This window comes from Rhizobium esperanzae, from assembly GCF_002204185.1.
GTDB classification, from domain to species: domain Bacteria; phylum Pseudomonadota; class Alphaproteobacteria; order Rhizobiales; family Rhizobiaceae; genus Rhizobium; species Rhizobium esperanzae.
Window position 1 is genome coordinate 149,333 of sequence record NZ_MXPU01000011.1, and the last position, 25,248, is coordinate 174,580.

Here is a 25,248-nt window from a genome sequence, read left to right on the forward strand (position 1 = left end):
CGACGGGCCGATGCCGCTCGCCTGCACCCAAACAACAGAGAAAACAGAAAAGGCAGGTCGTCATGACAGAGTTGAACGTCAGCGAATTTCGCTCTCTCATCACAAGTGTATTTCCGGAACTGACGGCCTCCGTTTTCAAGCTCGCGGCAAAGGGCTGGGATTCGACAGCAATTGACGTCGACGATACGCTGATCTTCAAGTTTCCCCGCCATATCGGCGCCGAAAGAGCGCTCGTGAAGGAAGCCGCGGTCCTCGATATCGTTCGACCGTCGCTGTCGATGGCGGTTCCCGACATGCGCATTCACGACGGGCCGCCGATATTCTCCAGCCACGGCAAGCTCGAGGGGGAACATCTCATTGCCGAAGATTATGATGCGCTCGGGCAGGGCGACCGCCAGCGCCTGGCGGATGATCTCGCGCGTTTTTACGCCGAACTGCACGCGCTCGATGCCGATCGCCTGCGGGCGGCCGGCGCCGGAGCGATCCAGCCATGGCAATCGCCGGAGGCGGTTCGGACGAAGGCTTTGCCGCTGCTGCCGGCTGATATCAAGGGCTTTGCCGAGACCGTTGTTTCGGATTTCGAAGCCTTGCCGCCGGATCCCTACGGCAACGTCTACGGTTTCTTCGACGGTCACGGCTGGAATATGGCCTTCGACTATCGGCAGGGTAGGCTCAACGGCATTTACGATTTCGCCGATTCAGGTTTCGGTCCTTTGCACCAGGAGTTCATCTATTCGAATTTCATCTCGCCCGATCTGACCGCTCGCATCATTTCCGCCTATGAAATCCTGACCGGACGCAGGCTCGACCGGCGGCGCATTGCGATCCTGACCGGCTTCCATCGGCTTTCCGAACTTTCCGAACTTGCCGACGATCCGGCCAATGCCGAACAGATGATCCGCAGCGTGGCGAAATGGGCCGCCGCAGCGGCCCGCCTTGCGTGAAAGAGGTGCCTCAGACGGACCGTGCCGCGCCGCCGTCGCAGCGGATGAGCGAGCCGGTGATGTAGCTTGCCGGCTGGCTGCAGAGGAAGGCGGCCGTTGCGGCAAATTCCTCTACCCTGCCGTAGCGGCCGACCGGAATGCGGGTCTCCTTATCGGCGCGGATCTCCTCGACGCTTTTGCTCGTCCGCTTTGCTGCGGCGCCGTCGAGATCGTCGAGCCGTCCCGTCAGGATGCTGCCCGGCAGGAGCAGGTTAGTGGTGATGCCGAAACTCCCGACTTCCGAGGCAAGCGTCTTGCTCCAGCCGGCAAGGGCCGGGCGCAGCGTATTGGACAGCGCCAGATTGGCAATCGGTTCGATCACGCCTGATGAGGCGACCGTGAGGATGCGGCCCCAGCCCTGCGCTTTCATGTCAGGCAGCAGCGCGTTGGTGAGCGTGATGACCCGGGCGACCATGGAGAGGAAATAGGTTTCGAGCTTTTCGGCGGTCATGTCCTCCGTCGTACCGGGCGTCGGTCCGCCGGTATTGTTGACGAGGATGTCGAGGCCGCCGAACTTGTCCTTCACCGCCGCTGTCACCGTCTCGACGAAACGTTCGTCGGTGAGGTCCGCCCAGATCCAGTCGGCCCGGCCTTTGCCTTCACTGTTGATCGCCTTGCAATTGGCCTCCAGCTGTTCACCGCTGCGGCCACACAGCAGCACGTCTGCGCCTTCCCGCGCCAGCGCTACGCCGATGCCGAGGCCAAGCCCGCGCGAGGAGGCGAGAACGAGCGCCCTTTTTCCTTTGATACCGAGATCCATGATATCCTCCGATGTCTTCGAGCGATGTATAAGGCGCGGGCGACGGAAAAGGAAAGGGAGGGCCGTGGTCTCGCAAGTTTCGCATTTGACGTTAACGTAAGCGGTACTGTAAGTCTCGCATCGGCTGAAATGTCTTTGTGCGAATTGAGGATTGGCTGTCGCATCCCGGCTCGACAATGCTTCGCGGTTTTGACAAGACAATGGCCATGGGATGATGGCCACTGGCCAAGCGGAGACGAATGAATGACCGAGACGACTGAGCTGCCCGAACGCGAGAGCATGGAATTCGACGTTGTGATCGTCGGCGCCGGTCCTGCCGGCCTGGCGGCGGCGATCCGGCTGAAGCAGGTCAATCCGGAACTGTCGGTGGTGGTGCTGGAGAAGGGGGCCGAGGTCGGCGCCCATATCCTCTCCGGCGCCGTCGTCGATCCTATTGGCATCGACAGGCTGCTGCCCGGCTGGCGTGAGGAAGCCGATCATCCGTTCAAGACGGAGGTGACGGCAGATCACTTCCTGGTACTCGGCCCGGCTGGCTCGATCCGTCTGCCAAATGTGCTGATGCCGCCCTTGATGAACAATCACGGCAACTACATCGTCTCTCTCGGCAATGTCTGTCGCTGGCTGGCGGCGAAAGCAGAAGAACTCGGTGTCGAGATTTATCCGGGTTTCGCCGCCGCCGAAGTGCTATACGATAACAAGGGTGCGGTAATCGGCGTTGCCACCGGCGACATGGGTATCGAGAAGAATGGCGAGCCCGGCCCGAACTATACCCGCGGCATGGAGCTGCGCGGCAAATACACGCTGATTGGTGAAGGCGTGCGCGGTTCGCTCGCCAAGCAGCTGATCGCCAAGTTCGACCTGCAAAAGAATCGTGAGCCGCAGAAATTCGGCATCGGCATCAAGGAGCTCTGGCAGGTCAAGCCTGAGAACCACAGACCGGGCCTTGTGCAGCATTCCTTCGGTTGGCCGCTCGGCATGAAGACCGGCGGCGGCTCCTTCCTCTATCACCTCGAAGACAATCTGGTGGCCGTCGGCTTCGTCGTTCACCTGAACTACAAGAACCCCTATCTCTACCCCTTCGAGGAGTTCCAGCGTTTCAAGACCCATCCGGCGATCCGCGGAACCTTCGAGGGCGGCAAGCGGCTCTCCTATGGTGCGCGCGCCATTACCGAGGGCGGCTATCAGTCGGTGCCGAAGCTGTCCTTCCCGGGCGGGGCGCTGATCGGCTGTTCGGCCGGTCTGGTCAACGTGCCGCGCATCAAGGGCAGCCACAATGCGGTGCTGTCGGGCATGCTGGCCGCCGAGAAGATTGCTGCGGCGATTGTATCAGGCCGCAGCCATGACGAGGTGGTCGAGATCGAGAATGAATGGCGTGGCACCGACATCGGCCGCGACCTGAAACGGGTGCGCAACGTCAAGCCGCTGTGGTCGAAGTTCGGCACGGCGCTCGGCGTCGCGCTCGGCGGTCTCGACATGTGGGTGAACACGCTGTTCGGCTTCTCCTTCTTCGGCACGCTTGGTCACGGCAAGACCGATGCGCAGTCGCTGGAGCCTGCCGCAAATCACAAGCCGATCGCCTATCCGAAACCCGACGGCGTCTTGACCTTCGACCGTCTGTCGTCGGTGTTCCTGTCGAACACCAATCATGAGGAAGACCAGCCGGTGCATCTGCAGGTCAAGGACATGGGGCTGCAGAAGAGCTCCGAGCTCGGCATCTATGCCGGGCCGTCGACCCGCTACTGTCCGGCCGGCGTCTACGAATGGGTGGAGAAGGATGGCGACAAGACCTTTGTCATCAACGCCCAGAACTGCGTGCACTGCAAGACCTGCGACATCAAGGACCCGAACCAGAACATCAACTGGGTGCCGCCGCAGGGCGGCGAGGGGCCGGTCTATCCGAATATGTGAGGCGGATCGCGGACATCGGCGGTTATTTCCACCGCTGACGTCTTCGTGATCGCCTTTCGACGGCTGCCGTTAGCCATTCGTTAACCATAAATTCCTTAGCTTGCGACATCTTGTTGACGCACTAAGGACACATTCATGACGATCTCCCGTCGGGGTTTTTTGATCGCTCTGCCGCTTTTTGTCGCCGGCTGCTCCTCGACCGGCCTCAACAGCCAGACGAATTATGCAGCACTTCCGGATGAAAAGTTTCCGTTGAGGCAGGTGCCGATCGACAAGATCAAGCCGGAACTTCGCCGCCAGGAAGTGGCCTATGAAAGCCCGCATGCGCCGGGCACGATCGTCATCGACACGCCGGCGCGTCGCGCCTACTACGTCCTCGATGACAACAGGGCGATGCGATATGGTGTCGGTGTCGGTCGCGAGGGACTGGCATTTGCCGGCAACGCCTATATCGGACGCAAGGCCGAGTGGCCGAGCTGGACGCCGACGGAAAACATGCAGCGCCGCGAAGAACGTTATCGCAGGCTTGCCGGCGGCATGCCGGGCGGCCCGAATAACCCGCTCGGCGCGCGGGCGATGTATCTCTATCGCGGCGGCAACGACACGCATTTCCGCATTCATGGCACCAATCAGCCGGAATCGATCGGCCTCGCCATGTCGAGCGGCTGTATCCGCATGATGAACCACGATGTGATTGATCTCTATAGCCGCGTCGAGGTCGGAGCCAGGGTTGTCGTCATTCAGGCCTGAGCGACAAAGAACACGCTGAAAAACCGCCGCAGCGATGGCTGCCGGCGGCTTCAATAATGTCGGTCGCGGCTGACGGTCAGCGTCGCGCGGCAATTCCCGTCGAAAGTGCGACGCCGATGCCGGTGACCACCGCGGCACTGATTTCGGCAAGGCCGATCGTTTCGCCGAGCAGGAGACCGCCGCCGAGGGTTGCAAGAACAGGAGTCAAAGCCGTAAAGGCGGCGGCCTGCGTTCCGCCGAGGATGCGGACCGCCGTGCCATAGGCAACCATGGCGACGAGGCCTGACAGAATGCCCTGGCTCAACACCTGCAGGCCGATTTCGGCAAGCGGGGCCTGCGGCAGCGAGATGCCGAAGACGAGTGCGAGCACGGCCATGATCAGGAAGGACCAGGCGGCAATCAGCGCGCTGGCCTGAATGGCCGTCAGACCCGAGCGGCGGAAGGCATGCGTGTAGCTTGCCCAGAGGATGGCGCCGGCCGGCAGCAGGACAAAGCTTGTCCAGGGCAGGGACGCATCGGCAAGACTGCGGGCAAGCAGGATCAGGACGCCGCCGACGATCGCCACCAGCCCGGCAATGCGTGTGGCATCCGGCCGTTCCCGAAACAAGAGAATGCCGATCAGTGCGGTGGCAAGCGGCATGGAGCCGCCGAGCAGGATGCCGGAGGAAGCTGCCGGTGTGGAGTGAATGGCAAGCGTCGTGACCAGAAAAAAGATCGCGCCGCAGCCGGCGACCATGATCGCCAGCAGATAGAGCGGCACGCCCTTCGGCAGCAGGCCGATGCGAAGCCAGACGGGCGAAAGCGCCAGTGCTGGAATGCCGAAGCGGATGAGGCCGATATCTATGGAGCCAAGCGACGTCGCCGCGCTGTGGCGGGTCGCCAGAAACCAGGTCGCCCAGATCAGCACGGTGATACTGCCGGCGGCATAACCGAACGTCTGCGAAGGTGATTTGTCGTTTGAAAATACAATCGTGCTCATCGTCCCTAATCCTTTCCTCCATCCGGATCTTGTCCGGTTGAGGAAGAGATTAGCGCCGGGAGCCAGGGCATGTCCTTGCTATCTGTGGCTGGAAAATCATGCTATACGCAATCTTCTGCCGAATTGTGCCGACGGATATCCCGAAAATGCCAAATCTCGATAAATTCGATATTGCCATCCTGCAATGCCTGCAGGAGGATGCGCGCGCCACCAACGTCGAGATCGCCGAGAAGGTGAACCTCTCGCCGTCGCCCTGCCTGCGTCGCATCCGCAATCTCGAACGCTCCGGTATCATCCGCGGCTACACCGCCGATATCGATCGCAAGGAGGTCGGTCTCGGCCTGACGGTCTTCGTCGAATTCAAGGTGGTGCATCACAGCCGCGAAAATTCCGAGGCACAGCAGAAGGCATTGCTCGCCATCCCCGAAATCGTCTCCTGTTTCCTGATTTCGGGAACAGCCGATTTCCTGGCTGAAGTGGTAGTGGAAGATCTCGCCGCCTATGAACGGCTTCTGACGGACACGCTGCTGACTTTGCCGAACGTCAGCGACATCCGCTCGAACTTCGCCATCCGCAGCATCAAGACGCATGGGCCGTTGAAACTGCCCGAGGGAAGATAATTTTCCCAATAGTTTTTCTCGCTAATAAAAGCCCCTCCCCACAAGGGGGAGGGACTAATCTGGCGCACCGTCTCGCTCCCCATCAAAGGTCAATAGTTGGGATGCGGGTGCGGCAGTTTAAGCTCCTCCCCTTGTGGGGAGGGCTTGGGGAGGGGTCTTGGGTGCTACAGCAGCGTCCCGCTGAGGATGAGCAGCGCCACCGAGAAGTAGATGACGAGGCCGGTGACGTCGACCAGCGTGGCGACGAAGGGGGCCGAGGCGCTGGCCGGGTCGAGCCGGAGCTTCTGCAGCACGAACGGCAGCATCGAGCCGCAGATCGAGCCGAAGGTGACGATCCCGATCAGCGCGGCAAACACTGTGACGGCGACCATCGGCCAGTGCGGGCCGTAATTGTAGAGTCCGGCCGATTGCCAGAAGACGATGCGGATGAAGCCGACGAGGCCGAGGATCGCGCCGAGCACGATGCCGGTCGGCAGTTCGCGGAAGAGCACTTTCCACCAGTCCGAAAGCTTCAGCTCGCCGAGCGCCAGCGCCCTTATGATCAGTGACGTCGCCTGCGAACCGGAATTGCCGCCCGAGCTCATGATCAGCGGGATGAACAGCGTCAGCACCACGGCCTTTTCCAGCTCGCCTTCGAAATGCTGCATGGCGCTCGCCGTCAGCATCTCGCCGAGGAACAGGGCGGCGAGCCAGCCGGCCCGCTTGCGGATCATGCCGGCAAAGCCGATCTTCATATAGGGCTGGCCGAGCGCCTCCATGCCGCCGAACTTCTGGGCTGCTTCCGTCGTGTCCGAAATCATCGTATCGATCACGTCGTCGACCGTGACGATGCCGAGCACCTGCCCATGTTCGTCGGTCACCGGCAAGGCGAGCAGGTCGTGTTTGCGGATCAACCGGGCAACATCCTCCTGCTTCATCAGCGGATCGGCCGAAACCGGAACGCCTTTCTGGGCGACCGTGAGTATGGAGGCGTCAGGCTCGCCGGTGATGAGGCGGCGCAGCGTCACGACATGCATCAGCGCATGGCTGCGCTCGTCGAGCACATAGATGGCGTAGACGGTCTCGCGCGAGCGTTCGACCTGGCGCACATGATCGAGCGTCTGGGCAACGGTCCAGCTGTCGGGCACGCTGACGAACTCCGTCGTCATGATGCCGCCGGCCGTGCGTGGCGGATAGCCCATCAGATGCTGGATGGCGACGCGCACCGGCTCGTCGAGGCTGGAGAACAGCCGGGCGCGGGTCTCGCCGTCGAGTTCGAGCAGCACGTCGGCGACGCGGTCGTTGGACATGCCGTGCAGCAGCCGTGCGGCGTCCTCGGCGCTGATCAGCGCGAGGATCTGTGCGGCGTTGCGAAGCTCCGGCCGGTCGAGAATGTTGACGGCATAGTCGAGCGGCATGGCCGACAGCACCCGCCCGGCGTCTTGGATGCTGAGCGCGTTCAACGCGTCGACGCGTTCGGCGATCGTGGCGCCGCGGCTGTTGTTGATGAAGGCACGGGCGGCATGGCCTGCCCGAAGAGGGAAGCGATTGATATTCATGAGGCTCGCCTTTCCGTCGATCCGCCGTAGCGTCCGATCGGGCGAGCCGACAGGAGTCGGTCAGCGCACGAGGGCGGCCGCGTACGGCAAAGGCAATCGACTGCTACTGTCGCTTGGCATCGCTAAGATGACTCCGTTGAAATCCGTGGCCGACAGGTGCCGTCCACATGTATGCTAGGTGGTCCCGAACGCGGAAAAAGTCAAGCCGGCTAAATGCTTAACGCCAGAATGTCGCACCTGTGCGCGTTGCAGGCGGAGATGCGCTACGCCACCTGCGTGCTGCGACGCTCCAAGCGGGCGGAGGCGGCGAAGACGAACAAGCCGAGGAAGGAGAGTGCCGCGCCGACATAGCCGGTTGCCGCAAACCCATAGCCCCAGGCGATGACGAGACCACCAAGCCAGGCGCCGATCGCGTTGGCGATGTTGAAGGCCGAATGGTTGGAAGCCGCCGCCAGCGTCTGAGCATCGGCAGCGACATCCATCAGCCGCGTCTGCAGCGCCGGCCCGGCGGCAAAGCCGCAGCCGACGAGGAAGACCGAGAGGCCGAGCATAAAGGGGTTGGCAGCAGTCAGCGAGAACGTGGTCAGCACGACGATATTATAGATGAGCGAGCCGCCGATCGTGCCGAGCAGCGACTTGTCGGCGAGCCACGAGCCGATGAAATTGCCGGCATTCATGCCGACGCCGAAGAGCACCAGCATGATCGGAACGGCGGTTTCCGGCAACATCGCCACCTTGGTCGTCGTCGAGGCGATATAGCTGAACATGGCAAACATGCCGCCATAACCGACGGCGGCGATGCCGAGTGTCAGCCAGACCTGAGGTCGGCGGAAGGCGCCGAGTTCGCGTGAGAAACTCGCTTCTTCGGAAACCCTGTCCTTCGGAACGTGGAACCAGATCAGCGCCACCGTCAGCAGGCCGACGACGCCGACCGTCAGAAATGCCACCTGCCAGTCGAGCGATTGGCCGAAGAGCGTTGTTGCCGGCGTGCCGAGAAGGGTGGCCACTGTCAATCCGAGCATGACGCGCCCGACCGCGCGTGCCCGCCGATGTACCGGCACCATCGCGGCGGCGACCAGGGCCGCAACGCCAAAATAGGCGCCATGCGGCAGGCCGCTGACGAAGCGCAGCAGAGTGAAGGTCTCGAAGGTCGGGGCGACGGCGCTGAGAATGTTGCCGGCAGCAAAGACCAGCATCAGCGTCAACAGCAGCGTGCGGCGCGCAATCTTGGCGGCGAGCACGGCGATGACCGGTGCGCCGATGACGACCCCGAGCGCATAGGCGCTGATGACATAGCCGGCCTGCGGCGTCGTCACCGAGAAGGTTTCGGCGACATTGGGCAGCAGTCCCATGATGGCGAATTCGCCGGTGCCGATGCCGAAGCCGCCGCAGGCAAGCGCCAGTTGAACCAAGGCTACAGTCGCCGCCGACGGCAGCTCGGCATCCGCCTGGATTTCGGCGGGTTCATTGATCGCGATCTGGCTCACGAGAGCTCCTTGAGACGGTTCTCTGCTTGGCAATGGCCCTGGCGCGGAGGCGGGCGATCGTTTGGAAGGATGTGGAGAGGTATTGGGAACCTCTATCTATCCGTGAGGTCCCCGCCGGGGTCGAGTGCATTTTTTGCAGTGCAGCGTCCTGTTATGTGCATATGTCTATTGCAATTTTTGCGTTTCTGGCTCTTCTGAGGAAAAGCAGCGGCGCTTGAAATCGCCGATGCCGCAACCATCTCAGGAGCAAGGCAGGAGCAGTTCCGCGCCGGAGAAGGGAGGCCTCATGAAGCTTGTAGGCTTTTTCAATCGCGACGGCGGCACCTTCAGGACCACCGATATGCTGGCCTACGAGAAGAGGGCGGAGGCAGCTTTCCGCGAAGCGGGGCACGATTTCGACGCCATCGTCTTCTCCGGAAAGGAGATCATTCCCGCCATGGAGCGGGCGGCCAAGCGCGACGATATCGATGGCATCGTCGCGGGCGGCGGCGACGGCACGATTTCGGCGGCGGCATCGATCGCCTGGAAAAACGGCATTGCCCTCGGCGTCGTGCCTGCTGGCACCATGAACCTTTTTGCGCGCTCGCTGCGGGTGCCGCTCGATATCTGGCAGGCGCTCGACGTGCTTGCATCAGGCGAGATCGACAATGTCGATATCGCCAGCGCCAACGGCCGCCCGTTCATTCACCAGTTTTCCGCCGGCCTGCATGCCCGCATGGTGCGCTACCGCAACGCCTACAGCTATCGCTCACGGCTGGGCAAGATCAGGGCGAGCACGAAGGCGGCTCTCGGCGTGATCTTCAACCCGCCCGAGTTCGAGGTCGAGTTCGAAGCGGCCGGCAGGCGCGAGCGCCGCAGGGTCTCGGCGGTCTCGGTTTCCAACAATCCCTTCGGCGAAAATGCGCTGCTTTATGCCGATAATCTCAGAAGCGGCGAGCTCGGCTTCTATACGGCAAATCCGCTGAAACCACTCGGTGTCGCCCGCCTCGCCATCGATATGCTACGCGGCAAGGTGCGCGAGAATGCCGATGTCATGGTGATGCATCCGGCCGAAGTGCGCCTGCATTTCCCGAAGCTGCGCTCCAAGGCCAATTGTGTCATGGACGGCGAGCTGCTGCCGCTCGAACGCAATGTCTTGATCCGGCTGCACCCGGGTGAACTGAAGGTTCTCGTAAAGCAGGGCCTTGCCGCCCAGGTCAACGCGGACGAACGCCGCGAACCCGCGGCGTAAAAGCCGAAGGTTTTAGAGCCGTGGCAGATAGGTGCGATAGTCGAAATCGGAGACCGTGCGCAGATGCGCCAGCGCTTCCTTGCGTTTGGTGTCGCCGTAGAGCGCCTGATAGCGGCTGCCGAAGATATCGGCGACGAATGGCGAGGTGCGGAAGACCTCGACCGCGCTCAGGAAATCATGTGTCAGCCGCGTCGTATTGGCGGGCGTATGCGCGGGCGTCGTCTCCTCGCCGGGATCGAGGTCGCGGTCGAGCCCGGTGAGCATGCCGCCGAGGATCGCCGCCAGCAGCAAATAGGGATTGGCGTCGGCGCCGGCGACGCGGTGCTCGATGCGTGCGGCCGGTCCATCCTTGTCGGGGATCCGGATCGCCGTGCCGCGATGGCCGCTGCCCCAGGTCAGATCGACGGGCGCGAAGGAACCCGGCTGAAAGCGCCGGTAGGAATTGGCGAAAGGGGCGAAGATCAACTGCGCCTCGCGCATGCTGTCGAGCATGCCTGCGGTGACCGATTTCAGCAGCTTCGGCTCGCCGCCTTTGGCGTCGAGAATGTTACGGCCTTGTTCGTCGATGACGCTTACATGCACATGCAGGCCGGAACCGGCATGGTCGGTATAGGGCTTGGCCATGCAGGTCGATTTCAGCCCGTGGCGGCGCGCCGCCTGTTCGGCGATGCGCTTCAAATAGAGGCAGTCGTCGGCCGCCGCCAGCGCATTGGCGCGGTGCATGAGGTTGACCTCGAACTGACCGGGCCCGAATTCTGCTGTCGTCGCATCCGCCGGTAGCCCCTGCGCCTTCGCATAGGCCCTCAGCGTCTGCAGACAGGCGTCGAGCGCATCGACGGCGCTCATTTCGTAGAGCTGGAAACCGTTCGGTTTGCCGCGATAAGTGAGGCTTTCGGGCGGAGAAGGGTGTCCGGTCTCGCGCCAGTCTCCTGACATCACGTAGAATTCCAGCTCGGTCGCGACGACAGGCGTCAGTCCGCGCAGTCTGTAGCGCTCGACCACCGAGGCAAGGATGGCGCGCGGATCCATGAAGCTCGGGCTGCCGTCGAATTCGCACATGGTGGCCAGCACCTGCATCGAGCCCTCCGGGGCCCAGGGCATCGGGGCGAGGCTGCGTCGGTCGGCAACGACCATGCCGTCGGGATCGCCGATCGTCAGCGACAGACCGGTGATATCGTCATTGTCGTCGCCCCAAATGTCGAGCGATTGCGTCGAGGTCGGCAGGCGGATGTCTCCGGCCCAGACCTTGTCCTCTGCGCCCGGCGGCAGCTGCTTGCCGCGCAACTCGCCGTTCATCCCGACGATCAGGATCTCGAAACGCGGGTCGCCACCGGCCTTGCCGTCCATCCTGTCGCTCGCCATGGCCTTGAAAATCCTCCGGGACAAGGCCAAGCTCCTATCCCATCGACAGCAGCCTTTCAATCCGTGAGGGTCTTTTACCAGTCATGCCCGATACTTACCCGCCCTCCAATCTTGCTGCGATCGACGCCGCGCACCATCTGCACCCCTTCGCCGACATGAAGAAGCTGAATGCCGAGGGAACGCGCATCATTCAGCGCGGCGAGGGCGTCTACATCTTCGATTGCCACGGCAGGAAATATCTTGATGGCTTCGCCGGTCTCTGGTGCGTCAATATCGGTTACGGCCGCAGGGAAATCGCTGAGGCCGTCGCAAGGCAGATGAATGAGCTGCCCTATTACAACACCTTCTTCGGCACGACCTCGACGCCGGCGACGCTGCTGGCGCAAAAGGTTACTTCCCATGCCGGCGAACGGTTCAACCATATCTTCTTCACCGGCTCCGGTTCGGAAGCGAACGACACCTGGTTCCGCATGGCCCGCGTCTATTGGAGCGCCGTCGGCAAGCCGTCGAAGAAGATCGTGATCGCCAGGAAGAACGGCTATCACGGCTCGACGGTTGCCGGCGCCAGCCTCGGCGGCATGAAATACATGCACGAGCAGGGCGACCTGCCGATCCCGGGGATCGTCCATATCGGCCAGCCCTATTGGTATGGCGAGGGCGGCGATCTCTCACCCGCCGAATTCGGTCTCAAGGTGGCCCGAGAGCTGGAAGCGAAGATCGACGAGCTCGGCGAGGAGAATGTCGCCGCCTTCGTTGCCGAGCCCGTGCAGGGCGCTGCCGGCGTCATCATCCCGCCGGAGACCTATTGGCCGGAGATCGACCGCATCTGCAAGGCGCGCAATATTCTGCTGGTGACCGACGAGGTGATCTGCGGTTTCGGCCGTCTCGGCGCCTGGTTCGGCCATCTGCATTTCGGCGTTGAGCCGGATCTCGCGCCGATCGCCAAGGGGCTTTCCTCCGGCTATTTGCCGATCGGCGGCGTGCTCGTCAGCGGCCGCATTGCCGACGTGCTGATCAACGAGGTCGGTGACTTCAATCACGGCTTCACCTATTCCGGCCACCCGGTCTGCGCCGCCGCCGCCCTCGAAAACCTGCGCATCATCGAGGAGGAAAGACTGGTCGAGCGCGTGCGCGACGATATCGGTCCCTATTTCGGCAGGGCCTGGGCCGCGCTCGCCGAACACGATCTTGTCGGCGAGGCAGTCACTATCGGCCTCATGGGCGGCCTTCAGCTTGCTGCCGACAAGAGCACGCGCACTCGCTTCGACAAGCCCGATCAGATCGGCGCGCTGGTGCGCAACCACGCACTGGCGAACGGCCTGGTGCTGCGCGCCACCGGCGACCGTATGCTCGCCTCGCCCCCGCTTGTCATCAGCCACGCTGAGGTGGACGAGATGGCGAGGATTACCAGGTTAGCGCTGGACCTGGCCTGGAGGGAGCTGAAATCCTGATCGTTCAGCCGGCTGGTTGATCCAGGCATAGCCGAAGCGATAGCTGTCCTTGCCGCGGCCGTAGAAATAGGGAACGTCGATCACCGACGTTTCAGGCGCGGAGGCGCCGAGATTGGCCTGGAGCCATTGAACCATATCAGGCGGGAGCGCTTCGCTGCCTCCCTTCGGCGGTATCAGCCAGACGAGGAGAAGCGGTCGCCGGCCGGTCAGATCCGGGTGGAAGCCGGGATAATCCGCAGAGAGGACCGGTACCCCGGGAATATCCTGCCTGAGATTGCCAGCAAGAAGGCTGTCGCCGGCAAGGATTGCCGCCGGTTCCGCCTGTTGACGCAGGTTTTTCAGCATCGTGGCATAGGGCCTGTTCAATCGTTCGTAGTGCCCTGAGAATCTCGCGCTCGCCACGCTGCCGTAAAGGGCGGCCGGCACGCCGATCATGATGACGGCAACGATGGGCAGGAAACGCCGGAAAGCCCTGTCGGTCTCCACGCCCGCCGCCTCAATCTTCAAGCAGAGATAGAGCGGCACGATGAAGAGCATCGGCACCAGCCAGCGATCCTTGATGCCGGCCGCGCCGCCGAAGACGATCAAAAACAAAATGCCGATGACGAAGACGAGCATCATCCGCTCGAGAAGACCAGTCCATTCCGATCTGGCGGCGCGCGCCGAGCGAAGCTTCTTGCCGAAGACGGCCGCAAACACGGCCACGGTCAATCCGGCGAAGCTGATGACGGCGAGAGCGAGCGAGCCGATGCCCATAGCGACCTGCATGGGATAACTCGCACGGCCGCTCGCGGTCATCTTCTCCAGCGTGCGCGCGGTTGCGAAATCGAGATTGTCCTTCAGCCAGAAGAGATGCGGCAGGATGATGACGAGCGCCACGACCGCGGTCAGCGCCAGCCGCCGGTCGAAGATCCGCTGCCGCAGGCGTGCATCCGCCGACGCGGCAATCAGGGCCGCCGCCGGCAGGATGGCGAAATTATACTTGGCAAGCAGGCCGAAACCGATGCCGATTCCCGCGATCAGATAGGAGGCGAGGCTCGGCTGTTTCAGACTGCGAACGAAGCCGTAGAAGAACAGGCTGGCAGAAAAGAAGACCGCGACTGTGTGTGTCAGATCCCGTTGCATCTCGAAAACCGTCTGCGGGATCGTCAGCAGCCCGAGCGTTGCGATCGCCACAAGCGCCTTGTCGCGCAGGACGAGGCGCGCCGTCAGGCCGTACAGCAGATAAGAGCTGAACAACAGAAGGTTCTTGACGACGGACAGGGCAGCCAGCGAAACGCCTGTAAACTGGAAGACAGTATATTGCAGCCAGTTGTAAAATGGCGGCTGCGGGCCGTAACCGGCGGCGAGCCATTGCGAGCGGAAAACCTGTTCGGCCTCATCGAGATCGAGCGAATGTGAGGTCGCAAGCCGGACGCCAACCTGAAGCAGAAAATAGGCGGCCAGCAGGACGAAAATCCACCTGACGTCGCGAAGGCGGGTCTCGCTCATCTATCTCGCTCCTGGCCGAACCCAAGCATAGCCGAGTGCGAAATTATCGCCCTGGCGGCCGAAATGATAGGGAAGCGACAAGGCGCCGATCTCCTGCGGCATGATATCGGCTGCCGCCAGCGCTGATGAAAATCGCTCCGGCATGACCGCATCGGCAGCTGTTGCCGTCTTCTTGCCGCGCCAGACGATGAGCACTGGTCCGCCTGTTGTCGCATAGGCCGGAATGCCGGGTGCGGGGAAATCCGGGATCACCACGGGCACGTCGGGAAGCTGCAGGCGCATGTTGCCGCCGACATAGGTATCCGAGGCAATCACCAGCGCGGGCTCGGCCTGTCGCGTCATATCGCGCACGAGATCCGCCATCGGCACATTCGGCCTGCTGTAGGTGCCGATCAGCCCGGCGCCGACGACGCGGAAGCCGAGCGCGACCAGGACGCAGGCCATCAGCACCGGCACGACGGGCCGGAAGCGGCGCAATCCGGCGGAAAGGTCGAGTCCGGCCGCCTGCATCTTTGCCAGGAAGTAGATCGGCAGCACCAGCAGGAACGGGTCGAGCCAGCGTTCACGCACCGTCGTGGAGCCGGTGAACAGCACGATCAGAAGGATGCCGGCGAGGCTCGCGAGCATCATTCGCTCCAGCATCCCCGTCCAGCGGTTTCCGGACAAGAGCGCCCGGAGGAAATCCCGGCGGAAGGCGGCGGCGAAAATGGCGACGGGCAGCGCTGCAAAGGCGATGATGGCGATGAGAAAGGCAAGAATGCCCTTGCCGATTCGCAAGGCGCCGGCCGGTTCATTGCCGGCGGCCATCTTGACCAGAGTATCGGAGGAGGCGAATTCGAGGTTGCTCCGCAGCCAGATCGCGTGCGGCAGCACGATAATGAGCGCGATGACGATCGCTGCCAGGATACGCCAGTCCAGTGCCCGGCGCCGCCACTCGGCATCGGGCAGGATGGCGAGCAGCGCCACGACGGGCATCAGCGCGAAATTATATTTCGAGATCAGCCCGATGCCTGTGGCGAGCCCGAGCAGGAGGTAGCTGCCGATGCCGGGCCGCTCGAGCGTGCGGAAGAAGCCATAGAGGAAGAGCGAACTTGCAAAGAGCAGCGCCGTCGTGTGGGTCAGATCCTGCTGCGCCATATAGGAGACCTGGGGCAGGGTGATCAGCGCCATCATCCCGACGGCGGCAAGCTTCTGGTCCTTCAGTGCCTCGCGCCCGGCAAGGCCGTAAAAGAGGTAACACAGGAAGAGCAGGATGTTCTTCGGGATGATAAGCGCGCCCATCGACAAGCCGGTCACCGAAACGACGGCATATTGCATCCAGTTGTAGAAGGGCGGCTGCGGACCGTAGCCCGCCAGCAGATATTGCGAGAAGAAGGACTGCTCGGCCTCGTCGAGTTCCAGCGCGTGCGGAAGCGCGAGCCTGAGCGCGATGTTCAGCACGAAATAGGCTGCAAGCAGCAGCGCCGCGGTTCTGATCGTCCTCGTCGCGCGGTCCAGCATCATGCTGCCGGCTTACGGTTGGCTTTGATCGTCGAAGATCTGCCGCACGATATAGTTCGGGGAGGCGTCGTCACGATAATAGGTACGCGCGATCATTTCCGCCAGAATGCCGGTGGTGATCATCTGCACCGACGAAAGGAGGAGAACGACCCCGACCATCAGCATGGGTCTGGTGCCGATATCGTTGCCCAGAATGAACTTGTCGAAGCCGAGATAGAGCAGGATCAATATGGCAACCGCGCCGAGACCGAGACCGAGCGAGCCGAAGAAATGGCCGGGCCTTGCCTTGTAGCGCATGAAGAACATGACCGACAACAGGTCGAGGATGACGCGGAAGGTGCGCGAAATGCCGTACTTCGAAACGCCGTGCTCGCGAGCATGGTGGGTGACGGCCATCTCGCCGATGCGCGAGCTCGGGACGACACCGGCCACCCAGGCCGGGATGAAGCGGTGCATTTCGCCCATCAGCTTCACCTGCTTGATGATCGAGGCACGGTAGATCTTCAGGCTGCAGCCGTAATCATGGAGCTTGACGCCGGTGATGCGGCCGATCAGGTAGTTGGCGCACCAGGAGGGTATCTTGCGCAGGAACAGACCGTCCTTGCGGTTCTTGCGCCAGCCGACCAGGAGGTCGAGTTGGCGCCGCTCCAGCTCGGAGACCATCGCAGGAATGTCCTTCGGATCATTCTGCAGGTCGCCGTCCATCGTCGCGATCAGGCGGCCCTGGGCGGTATCGATGCCGGCCTGCATGGCGGCGGTCTGGCCGAAGTTGCGCTGCAGCTCGACAATCCGGAGCGCCAGACCCTCGCGTCCGACGAATTTGCGGGCGTTGACGAGCGTCGCATCCGTGCTGCCGTCGTCGACGAGGATCAGTTCCCAGCGATGCGGATACTCGGCCATCGCCGCAACGATGCGCTCGACCAGCGGGCCGACGCTTTCCTCTTCGTTGAAAACGGGCACGACCAGCGACAGCTCAAGCGATTGTACCGGATCATTCGTGCCGCGAATGGGCTCTACCGTTGTCTGCAACTTTGCATCTCCAAAAGGCCGAGCGGCCTTGCAATCTTACTGCCGCCGCCGCGCTTGCGGAAGGCTACTACATGAAGTGTCCGCCCGTTGCCAGCGGGCAATGCCGCTTTCCCGCAATCGGCCGACTTGCCGAAACCTACTTCGCGCCGCCTTCCACCCAGGAATAACCAATCGAGAAGGTATGTTTGCCGTCACCGAAAAGATAGGGAAGGGTCAGCGTCTTCACCTCCTGCAGATGAATACCCGATTTCACGAGATCATCGGCAAAGTCGGGAGAAATGGTGGGGTCATTTGCGGTTTCTCCGCGCCAGACGACGAGCACAGGACCCTTCGCAGTCGCATATTCAGGCACCCCGGGGCCCGGAAAGAATGGGATCACGACGGGAACGTCGGGGAATTCCAGCTTCATGTTGCCGGCCACGAACTTGGTTCCCGCCACGATGAGAACCGGCTTGCGGGCCGCGGTCAGTTCGGCCACGTAGCCGGAGAAGGGCACATTCGTTCTCGTATAAACGCCGGTATATTGCATGGCGACGATCCGTAGCAGAAGGATCGCCAGGATGACGACCATGAAGACCGGCACCACAGGCCGGAAGCGTGCAAGGCCGGCGGAAAGATCGAAGCCTGCGGTTTCCAGCTTCAGGAATAGATAGATCAGCAGGACGAGCAGGCACGGGTCGAGCCAGCGCTCGTGGATATCGCTTGCGCCGGCGACGATGACGACACCGACGAAGGCAAGCAGGCTGACGACTATCATCCGCTCGATGACCCGGATCATCGGGCTGGACGCGGAAAGCGCACGGAAGAAATCCCGTCGGAAGGCTGCCGCGAAGAGAACGATCGGCAACGCGACGAAGCCGAGGACGGCGATGACGAGGGACAGCAGCCCCTGTCCGATACGGGGAAGGCCAGCGGCGGCCTCGTGCTCGGCGGTCATCCGCTCCATGGTCGGGGCCGAAGCGCTGACGAGATTATCGGGCAGCCAGAGCGCATGCGGCAGAACGATCAGAATGGCGATTGCGAACGCCGGCAGCAGACGCCAGTCGAACAGGCGACTGCGCCACTTTCGGTCCACCAGGACTGCGACGAAGGCGGCAAACGGCAGAATGGCGAAATTATATTTGGAGATGAGGCCGATGCCGGTGGCGATGCCGATGACAAGATAGCTGCCGATCGTCGGCTGCCGAAGTGTGCGAAAAAAGCCGAAGAGGAAGAGCGAGGTCGCAAACAGCAGGGCAACGGTATGGGTCAGTTCGCGCTGCGCCATTAGGCCGACCTGCGGCAGGGTGATCAGGCTCAGCATAGCGATGGGCGGGAGCAGACGGCTCTTCAGCACCTCGCGGGCAGCCAGCCCATAGAAAAGATAGCAGCCGAAGAGAATGATGTTCTTCGGAACCGAGAGCGCCCACATCGTGATCCCGGTGACCGAGACGATGGCGTATTGGATCCAGTTGTAGAAGGGCGGCTGCGGGCCGTAGCCGGCCAGAAGATATTGCGAGTAGAACGATTGTTCCGCCTCGTCGAGATCGAGCGTATGGGGCAGCGCAATGCGGAGCACGATATTCAGCAGGAAATAGACTGCCAGAAAAATGCTCGCGCTCGTGATGTTTTTGGTAATGCGCTCCAACATCGATCTCCAAGTCAAGCCGGCAAGGCGCCGTGATCTGTCGGTCTGCCACGGCGGTTGTCGGCCTTAAAGCGATCTCGCCGCCGTCGCTTCAACTCCGCCGTTGTGCCCAACCTTCATTTCTCCTAAAACGCCTGGCAATGGAGCCGAGGCTCATGCCGACGCCAAGCGAGGAATGCCTACTACATGAAGAGTTCGATCGTTGAAAGCCAGCAGTCCTGGTTTATGCGCAATCGCATGACGGCGCTGACGGTCGTAATTGTCGCAGCCTATGCGCTCTTCGTGCAATGGTTCTGGGGTTGGCCCGTCATCATCAGTCAATGGGCCGATGTCGGGGCAGGCCCGGTGATCGGCGCGCTCGTGGCGTTGACGAGCACCTATTTCCTGCGCACCTGGCGTATTTACGATTATTTTCCCAAGGAAACAGCCGGCCGGTTCGCGACTCTCTTCCGCGTCACGCAGATCCACAATCTGTTGAATATCATGATGCCCTTCCGCACCGGTGAGACCAGTTTTCCGCTGTTGATGCGCACCGAATTCGGCATCCCACTGACCCGCGGAACCTCGGCGCTCCTCGTCATGCGGCTGCTCGACCTGCACGCGCTCTTGGCGGCGGCCGGTATCGGCTTTGCGCTCGCCGCGGCCGATGCACTTGTCGCATGGTCGCTTTGGGCAGTCTTCCTGCTGCTGCCGGTCGCAGCTTTCGCCGCGCGCAAGCCGCTGTTCCGGCTCGCTGCCAGGCTGTTGCCTGATAAGGCGCAGAAATTCGTCGTCGAGATCGAAAACGGGCTACCGCTCGATGCCGCAGCCTTTGCGCGCGCCTGGGTGATGACCATCGTCAACTGGCTGGTGAAGGTGATCGTGCTAGCATGGGCGCTCGGCCTGATGGGGGTGCTGCCCATGGCGGCAAGCTTCGGCGGCGCGCTCGGCGGCGAACTCTCCTCCGTTCTGCCGGTGCACGCGCCGGGCGGCGTCGGCACCTATCCGGCCGGCATCACCGCCGGCGCCATTGCGCTCGGAGCCTCGAGCGAGCGGGCGGCGCTGGCTGCACTGGCGCAGGCGAGCGTCAATGCCCACCTGCTGATCATCGTCTCGGCGCTGACGGGCACGGCGATCTCACTGCCGCTCGGACGCCGCGGCAAGCGCTGAAATCCGCTTTCGCAGAAACGCCTGCTCCGGCTCCTGCCGGCAGAGCGACAGCGCCGTTTCATAGGCCGCGATTGCCTCTTCTCGCCGGCCGAGACGGCGCAGGAAATCGGCGCGCGCCGAATGGGTGAGGTGATAGGCCGTGAGCTCCTGGCGGCCCAGAATGGCATCGATCAGATCCAGGCCTGTCGCCGGTCCTTCCGCCATCGCGATCGCCACGGCGCGGTTGAGTTCGGCGACCGGTGAGGGCTGGGCCGCCAGAAGCAGGTCATAATAGAAGGCGATGCGCCGCCAGTCGGTTTCCTCGGCGGTCGGCACCTTCGCATGTTCGGCGGCGATCGCCGCCTGCACCGTATAGGTGCCGATCTCTCCTGTCCGCATTGCCTCGGCAAGGAGTGTCAGACCTTCCGAGATCTTGGCGCGGTCCCAGAGCGAGCGGTCCTGATCGGCAAGCAGCACCAGCGCTTCCTCCTCGCTGCTGCGGGCGCTGCGGCGGGAATCCTGCAGCAGCATCAGCGCCAGAAGCCCGCAAACATCAGGATGCGGCAGCAGCGCCAGCAACAGCCGCGCCAGCCGGATGGCCTCTGCGGTCAGGTCGGCGCGAACGACCGCGTCTCCCGAAGAGGCGGAATAGCCTTCGTTGAAGACGAGATAGATGACATGCAGCACCCGGTCGAGCCGCTCGGGCAGCGCCTCGCGGTCCGGTACTTCATAAGGGATGTTCGCAGCCCGGATCCTGCCTTTGGCGCGCACGATCCGCTGGGCGACCGTCGGCGCCGGAATGAGGAAGGCATGGGCGATCTCTTCGGTGGTCAGTCCGCAGATTTCCCGAAGCGCCAACGCCATCTGCGCATCGGCGGGAATAACGGGATGGCAACAGGTGAAGACCAGCCGCAGCATATCGTCCTCGATCGCTTCCATGTCGCCGATCTCCGTTTCGTCGACCGTATAGAGACTGTCCTCAATGTGCTGCTGCGAGGCATCGAAGCGCGCCCGGCGGCGGATTGTATCGATTGCCTTGAAGCGTCCCGTCGAAACGAGCCAGGCGAAAGGGTTGCCGGGAATGCCGTCAGCAGGCCAGGTCCGTGCCGCCGCGGCAAAGGCATCGTGCAGCGCGTCCTCGGCACGGTCGAAATCGCCGAGCAGACGGATCAGCGTCGCCAGAACCCGACGCGAATGCTGCCTGTAGATATCTTCGATCACCTGTTCCAACGGGCAATCCTCACTCTGGCAGGGTGAGCAGCCTCACCGGGCGCAATTCGATCGATCCGACGCGGACGCTTGGAATGCCCGCGACGACCTTGCGCGCCTCTTCGAGATCGGCTGCCTCGATGATGTAGATGCCAGCCAGATGTTCCTTGGTCTCGACGTAAGGGCCGTCGGTCGAAGACAGAATGCCATGGCGCACTCTCAGGACCGAGGCGCTGTCGGGACCTTCCAATGCATCGGAATGGATCATGATGCCTTTGCGGTGAAGCTCCTCGTCATACTGAAAATGCGCCCTTACGAGATCGTCGCCCTCGGCCTGACTGAGCGTGCCATCCATATCGGCGGGATTATAGATGAGGCAGACGAAGCGCATGGCTATCTCCCATCCTTGATCGAATAGGCGGGTCTGATTTCGATCGACGCATATTTGAGGATCGGGAAGGTGGAAATGATCGCTTTCGCTTCATCCATGTCCTTGGCCTCGATCACCACGAAGCCACCGAGATGCTCCTTGATCTCGGCGAAGGGACCATCTGTAGCGGCGACAGTGCCGTTGCGAACGCGGAGCGTTGCGGCTCGCTCCGGTTCATAAAGCGCCAGCGCGCTCAGCATGTGACCGCTGTCGCGCCAATGGTCGTCGCTGACGATGCACTCCTGCGTGACCGCGTCCCATTCCTGCTGCGTGACTTTGCTGCTCGTTTCGGTATCGAACCAGACCTGACCCAGAAACTTCATTGTGTGACCTCCTCAGCCGAATTCATGGATGGGGCGAATTTCGATCGCGCCGAGTTTCGCTAGCGGAATGCAAGCCGCAACCCGGATTGCGTCATTGAGATCCTTGGCCTCGATCAGAATGAAGCCGCCGAGCGCCTCCTTCGTCTCGGCGAAGGGGCCGTCCGTCACCGACATCTCGCCATGGCGCACCCTGACGGTCACCGCTGATTTCGGCGACTGCAGCGCCTGGGCGACGATCATCTGTCCGCTTTCGACGAGATCGCTATCGTAGTTCAAGGAATTCGCGTCGAGTTCGGCCTGCTCCTCTTGCGTCATGGCGTCGAGTATCGCGCCATCGAACCAGACCTGGCAGAGATATTTCATCGCAGGCAGCCTCCTTTGCCGTGTTCCATATCCCTGGACGAACGATCGCCGCGCATTTCGACAGCTGCGGGAAAAATAATTTGTGCCGGTCCGGTGTCGAAATCGCAACGCAGCACTCGACAAGGCTTCATCGAAACCCGTCGAGGAGAACAGCAATGAGTATTCTTGAAATCGCGCTGGCAAGCCAGATCTGGGCTCGCCGCCATGAAAAGCGTCGTCAGGCGTTCGACGAAAGCGATGGGCTGAAGATTCTCTCACGCACAGCTTTCGCCATCGTCGGCTTCACGCTGTTGATAGCAGGGCTGAACGCTGCTGCCGGCAGGCCGCAGGTGGTTGCGCAGCACGCGGCACCCGTCGTCACAGGCAGATGAGGAAACGGCCTATTGGAAGGCCGTTTCGAAGAAGCTGCGCAGTTTGCGCGAATGCAGCGCTTCCGGCGGCATGGCCGCAAGCTTCTGGACGGCACGGATGCCGATCTGCAGATGCTGGTTCACCTGCGTGCGGTAGAAGGCCGTCGCCATGCCGGGCAGCTTCAACTCGCCGTGCAGCGGTTTGTCGGAGACACAGAGCAGAGTGCCGTAAGGCACGCGGAAGCGGAACCCGTTGGCGGCGATCGTTGCCGATTCCATGTCGAGCGCGATGGCGCGCGCCTGCGAGAGCCGCTTCACCGGTCCGCGCTGGTCGCGCAGTTCCCAGTTGCGGTTGTCGATGGTACCGACGGTGCCGGTGCGCATGATGCGCTTCAGCTCGAAGCCCTCGTATCCGGTAATTTCGGCGACGGCGGCCTCCAGCGCCACTTGCACTTCGGCGAGCGCCGGGATCGGCACCCAGACCGGCAGGTCGTCGTCGAGAACATGGTCCTCGCGCATATAGGCATGGGCGAGAACGTAATCGCCGAGCCGCTGGCTGTTGCGCAGGCCGGCGCAGTGGCCGAGCATTAGCCAGGCATGCGGGCGCAGCACGGCGACGTGGTCGGTGATCGTCTTGGCGTTGGAAGGGCCGACGCCAATATTGATCATGGTGATCCCGGCATGGCCTTTCTTCTTCAGATGATAGGCCGGCATCTGGGGCAGGCGGGCAAGCGTCGCATCGGTTTCCGGCATGCTCGAGCCGGGCAGGGTGACGATATTGCCGGGCTCGACGAAGGCGGTGTAGCCGTCGCCACCTTCCGCCATCAGCTTGCGCGCCCAACTGCAGAATTCATCGATATAGAACTGGTAGTTCGTAAACAGCACGAAGTTCTGGAAATGCTCGGCATGGGTGGCGGTATAATGCGAGAGCCGGGCGAGCGAATAATCGATACGCTGGGCGGTGAACGGCGCAAGCGGCGAGGGCTCGCCCGGCGGCGGGATATATTCGCCGTTGGCGATCTCGTCATCGGTGGTGTTGAGGTCGGGTGTGTCGAAGATATCGCGCATGGGAACGTCGACGAAGGCTGAGGCCGATGCTTCGACATGCGCGCCCTCGCCGAAGGCGAAGTGCAGCGGGATCGGCGTCGAGGATTCCGAGACGACGATCGGAACATTGTGGCTCCTTATCAAGAGCGACAGCTGCTCCTTCAGGTAATGCTTGAAGAGCTTCGGCCGGGTGACCGTCGTCGTGTAGATGCCGGGCGCCGTGACATGGCCGTAGGAGAGGCGCGAGTCGACATGACCGAAGCTCGTCGTCTCGATGCTGACCTGCGGATAGAAAGCCCGGTAGCGCGAGGCGATCGGAGCGCCCTGGGCAAGGTCGGTGAAGCTCTGGATCAGGAACGCCGTATTGCGTTCGTAAAGCGCTGTCAGCGTCTCGACGGCCTTGGCCGGATCATCGAAACTCTCGGGCTGGAAAGGAGGCGGAGAGGATATGTCGAGGGGCGACAGAGGGGAGATTCGTTTGTTCATGACGCATTATAGAGAGTTGTTTTTGACAAGCAAACGACGCGCGCCGGCGGAATCCGATTTTTTATCCTCTTGCGAGTCTGATGCCGGTCATCGCACCGTGGGTGCGCAGAAGGTTCCGCTTCTCTCCAGGCAGGTATAGCTCGCACCGAAATGCGACTGCGTGCCGCCGCCGCCATTGTGCACGACGACCGCCGAAAATGTGACGGCGAAGATAGCCGCGAACAGCGTGATGATGGTGAAACGTCTTGCCAGAATATAGAAGTTCATCCCAGGCCCCCGATACGCAACCTAACCGTGACATGAGTTTTGCCACACCTCGGCTGAACGAGTGCTGAGATGCCGGTTCATCAGCCGTTCAGCTTGCGGGGCAGGCTCGGGCGATTGCAGTGAGGACCGGCAAGCCGGAGAAGGCCATGAGGCATGCCGGCATTTCGGCCGGCATGATTATACGTTTGGGATGATTGTTGCGTCGGCCTTATCGCATCAGAGCCGCGTCCAGGTCTGCGTCTTGCAGAGGATATTCATCACGCAGCCCTGCATCTTCAGTGAATTGCCGGAAATCTTTCCTGAGCCGCTATAGGTCTTGTCGGCGGCGGGGTCGGTGATCTCACCGGCATAGCTGCCGCCGGTCCCGGCGAGTGTGCCGATCTTGCGGCCGGTATATTTTCCGGTTTTCAGCGTCACGCAATAACTCTCGCCGCAGGCGGCAATCACCGCCGTTTCGCCGGAGGCCGTCTTCCACTTGCCGACGATAGGTTCCTCGGCGTGGGCTGTACCAGCGATCACGGCGATAGCGCCGGCAAGAATGAGACTGCGGATCATCTTTTCCTCCCTGATGTCCTCTGACCGGCCGCGAAAATAGCTGACGCGAACGTAAAGGTAAATAGAGCCGGCTGTCCGTTCGCCGCTCGCCGAAAGCAGCCGAAAAGCCGACCGTAGAGCTTGTAAACCCGTCGCCTGCTGATTTCATGATGAATGATCCGTTTATTTGCGATTCTGAATCTTTTGTAAAATTTAAGCGAAAATGCCTAAATCCCAGGGAATCCGATGTTTAACAAAAACCCAATTTTACCAAGTGTTTGCAGTTTGTTTGTCTCAAATTAATCATGCATTTTAGGCGTTTTTTGAAAGCCGTTTGGCATAGTCAAGCCATCAGACGAGCGGGGCAAACCCGCCGGACCGGAAGGGCCGCAAAG

General features: G+C 61.9%; 24 protein-coding genes. 8 read left to right on the forward strand and 16 right to left on the reverse strand.

Annotated features, from left to right (window positions below; all coding sequences use genetic code 11):
• Nucleotides 1–62 precede the first annotated feature (62 nt).
• On the forward strand, nucleotides 63–944 hold the full coding sequence (locus tag B5E41_RS17810; protein ID WP_088395449.1) for an aminoglycoside phosphotransferase family protein: 882 nt from the start codon (nucleotides 63–65) through the stop codon (nucleotides 942–944).
• Between the two features lie 10 nt (nucleotides 945–954).
• Here the strand turns inward: B5E41_RS17810 and B5E41_RS17815 are convergent, their stop codons facing one another.
• Complete coding sequence (locus B5E41_RS17815; RefSeq protein WP_088395450.1) at nucleotides 955–1,743, reverse strand: SDR family oxidoreductase; 789 nt, start codon at nucleotides 1,741–1,743, stop codon at nucleotides 955–957.
• A gap of 243 nt (nucleotides 1,744–1,986) precedes the next feature.
• Between B5E41_RS17815 and B5E41_RS17820 the strand changes: the two genes are divergently transcribed.
• Both B5E41_RS17820 and B5E41_RS17825 read left to right on the forward strand, forming a co-directional pair.
• The gene (locus B5E41_RS17820; protein ID WP_088395451.1) at nucleotides 1,987–3,651 is read left to right on the forward strand and encodes an electron transfer flavoprotein-ubiquinone oxidoreductase; all 1,665 of its coding nucleotides are present in this window, start codon (nucleotides 1,987–1,989) and stop codon (nucleotides 3,649–3,651) included.
• Between the two features lie 135 nt (nucleotides 3,652–3,786).
• Nucleotides 3,787–4,401, forward strand: a complete 615-nt coding sequence (locus B5E41_RS17825) for a L,D-transpeptidase (protein ID WP_088395452.1) — start codon at nucleotides 3,787–3,789, stop codon at nucleotides 4,399–4,401.
• A 76-nt stretch (nucleotides 4,402–4,477) separates the two neighbouring features.
• Here the strand turns inward: B5E41_RS17825 and B5E41_RS17830 are convergent, their stop codons facing one another.
• Nucleotides 4,478–5,380, reverse strand: a complete 903-nt coding sequence (locus B5E41_RS17830; protein WP_088395453.1) for a DMT family transporter — start codon at nucleotides 5,378–5,380, stop codon at nucleotides 4,478–4,480.
• Between the two features lie 98 nt (nucleotides 5,381–5,478).
• Here B5E41_RS17830 and B5E41_RS17835 point away from each other — a divergent pair, with 98 nt between their 5' ends.
• Nucleotides 5,479–6,000: an Lrp/AsnC family transcriptional regulator gene (locus B5E41_RS17835; protein WP_176439431.1), complete on the forward strand. Its 522-nt coding sequence runs from the start codon at nucleotides 5,479–5,481 to the stop codon at nucleotides 5,998–6,000.
• 164 nt (nucleotides 6,001–6,164) lie between these two features.
• On the opposite strand, the gene mgtE is transcribed toward B5E41_RS17835, so the two are convergent.
• Nucleotides 6,165–7,538: a magnesium transporter gene (gene mgtE / locus B5E41_RS17840; RefSeq protein ID WP_064801395.1), complete on the reverse strand. Its 1,374-nt coding sequence runs from the start codon at nucleotides 7,536–7,538 to the stop codon at nucleotides 6,165–6,167.
• A 263-nt stretch (nucleotides 7,539–7,801) separates the two neighbouring features.
• Nucleotides 7,802–9,025, reverse strand: a complete 1,224-nt coding sequence (locus B5E41_RS17845) for an MFS transporter (protein ID WP_088395454.1) — start codon at nucleotides 9,023–9,025, stop codon at nucleotides 7,802–7,804.
• A 286-nt stretch (nucleotides 9,026–9,311) separates the two neighbouring features.
• Here B5E41_RS17845 and B5E41_RS17850 point away from each other — a divergent pair, with 286 nt between their 5' ends.
• On the forward strand, nucleotides 9,312–10,256 hold the full coding sequence (locus tag B5E41_RS17850) for a diacylglycerol/lipid kinase family protein (RefSeq protein ID WP_088395455.1): 945 nt from the start codon (nucleotides 9,312–9,314) through the stop codon (nucleotides 10,254–10,256).
• 12 nt (nucleotides 10,257–10,268) lie between these two features.
• On the opposite strand, the gene B5E41_RS17855 is transcribed toward B5E41_RS17850, so the two are convergent.
• Nucleotides 10,269–11,618: a glutamine synthetase family protein gene (locus B5E41_RS17855; RefSeq protein ID WP_088395456.1), complete on the reverse strand. Its 1,350-nt coding sequence runs from the start codon at nucleotides 11,616–11,618 to the stop codon at nucleotides 10,269–10,271.
• An 83-nt stretch (nucleotides 11,619–11,701) separates the two neighbouring features.
• On the opposite strand from B5E41_RS17855, the gene B5E41_RS17860 reads away from it, so the two are divergent.
• Nucleotides 11,702–13,069, forward strand: a complete 1,368-nt coding sequence (locus B5E41_RS17860; RefSeq protein WP_088395457.1) for an aspartate aminotransferase family protein — start codon at nucleotides 11,702–11,704, stop codon at nucleotides 13,067–13,069.
• Here B5E41_RS17860 and B5E41_RS17865 read toward each other — a convergent pair.
• The 4 genes from B5E41_RS17865 to B5E41_RS17880 form a co-directional block, all read right to left on the reverse strand.
• On the reverse strand, nucleotides 13,031–14,560 hold the full coding sequence (locus B5E41_RS17865) for an ArnT family glycosyltransferase (protein ID WP_088395458.1): 1,530 nt from the start codon (nucleotides 14,558–14,560) through the stop codon (nucleotides 13,031–13,033). The two genes, B5E41_RS17860 and B5E41_RS17865, sit on opposite strands and share 39 nt — an antisense overlap.
• A complete protein-coding gene (locus tag B5E41_RS17870) occupies nucleotides 14,561–16,060 on the reverse strand; it encodes a glycosyltransferase family 39 protein (RefSeq protein ID WP_088395515.1) in 1,500 nt (499 codons plus the stop codon). It lies immediately after the preceding gene.
• Between the two features lie 12 nt (nucleotides 16,061–16,072).
• Nucleotides 16,073–17,089, reverse strand: coding sequence for a glycosyltransferase family 2 protein (locus tag B5E41_RS17875; RefSeq protein ID WP_088395459.1), 1,017 nt, complete (start codon nucleotides 17,087–17,089; stop codon nucleotides 16,073–16,075).
• Nucleotides 17,090–17,225: 136 nt separating this feature from the next.
• Nucleotides 17,226–18,719 carry an ArnT family glycosyltransferase gene (locus tag B5E41_RS17880; protein ID WP_088395460.1) on the reverse strand — a complete coding sequence of 498 codons (1,494 nt, stop codon included), beginning with the start codon at nucleotides 18,717–18,719 and terminating at the stop codon, nucleotides 17,226–17,228.
• Nucleotides 18,720–18,902: 183 nt separating this feature from the next.
• Between B5E41_RS17880 and B5E41_RS17885 the strand changes: the two genes are divergently transcribed.
• Nucleotides 18,903–19,865 (forward strand): lysylphosphatidylglycerol synthase domain-containing protein, encoded by a 963-nt coding sequence (locus tag B5E41_RS17885; protein ID WP_088395461.1) that lies wholly within the window; start codon nucleotides 18,903–18,905, stop codon nucleotides 19,863–19,865.
• On the opposite strand, the gene B5E41_RS17890 is transcribed toward B5E41_RS17885, so the two are convergent.
• Genes B5E41_RS17890 through B5E41_RS17905 form a run of 4 tightly spaced genes read right to left on the reverse strand, consistent with a single transcriptional unit; the run spans nucleotide 19,833 to nucleotide 22,169 of the window.
• Nucleotides 19,833–21,074 (reverse strand): RNA polymerase sigma factor, encoded by a 1,242-nt coding sequence (locus tag B5E41_RS17890; RefSeq protein ID WP_088395462.1) that lies wholly within the window; start codon nucleotides 21,072–21,074, stop codon nucleotides 19,833–19,835. The two genes, B5E41_RS17885 and B5E41_RS17890, sit on opposite strands and share 33 nt — an antisense overlap.
• 10 nt (nucleotides 21,075–21,084) lie before the next feature.
• Nucleotides 21,085–21,444: a YciI family protein gene (locus B5E41_RS17895; protein WP_088395463.1), complete on the reverse strand. Its 360-nt coding sequence runs from the start codon at nucleotides 21,442–21,444 to the stop codon at nucleotides 21,085–21,087.
• 2 nt (nucleotides 21,445–21,446) lie between these two features.
• Nucleotides 21,447–21,806, reverse strand: a complete 360-nt coding sequence (locus tag B5E41_RS17900) for a YciI family protein (protein ID WP_088395464.1) — start codon at nucleotides 21,804–21,806, stop codon at nucleotides 21,447–21,449.
• A gap of 12 nt (nucleotides 21,807–21,818) precedes the next feature.
• Complete coding sequence (locus B5E41_RS17905; protein WP_088395465.1) at nucleotides 21,819–22,169, reverse strand: YciI family protein; 351 nt, start codon at nucleotides 22,167–22,169, stop codon at nucleotides 21,819–21,821.
• A 155-nt stretch (nucleotides 22,170–22,324) separates the two neighbouring features.
• Between B5E41_RS17905 and B5E41_RS17910 the strand changes: the two genes are divergently transcribed.
• Nucleotides 22,325–22,540, forward strand: a complete 216-nt coding sequence (locus tag B5E41_RS17910; RefSeq protein ID WP_088395466.1) for a hypothetical protein — start codon at nucleotides 22,325–22,327, stop codon at nucleotides 22,538–22,540.
• A 9-nt stretch (nucleotides 22,541–22,549) separates the two neighbouring features.
• Here the strand turns inward: B5E41_RS17910 and B5E41_RS17915 are convergent, their stop codons facing one another.
• The 3 genes from B5E41_RS17915 to B5E41_RS17925 all read right to left on the reverse strand — a co-directional run bounded on the left by B5E41_RS17915 (nucleotide 22,550) and on the right by B5E41_RS17925 (nucleotide 24,874).
• On the reverse strand, nucleotides 22,550–24,052 hold the full coding sequence (locus B5E41_RS17915; RefSeq protein WP_088395467.1) for an AMP nucleosidase: 1,503 nt from the start codon (nucleotides 24,050–24,052) through the stop codon (nucleotides 22,550–22,552).
• Between the two features lie 87 nt (nucleotides 24,053–24,139).
• Nucleotides 24,140–24,319 (reverse strand): hypothetical protein, encoded by a 180-nt coding sequence (locus B5E41_RS17920; protein WP_064809967.1) that lies wholly within the window; start codon nucleotides 24,317–24,319, stop codon nucleotides 24,140–24,142.
• A 216-nt stretch (nucleotides 24,320–24,535) separates the two neighbouring features.
• A complete protein-coding gene (locus B5E41_RS17925) occupies nucleotides 24,536–24,874 on the reverse strand; it encodes a DUF2147 domain-containing protein (RefSeq protein ID WP_088395468.1) in 339 nt (112 codons plus the stop codon).
• Nucleotides 24,875–25,248 lie beyond the last annotated feature (374 nt).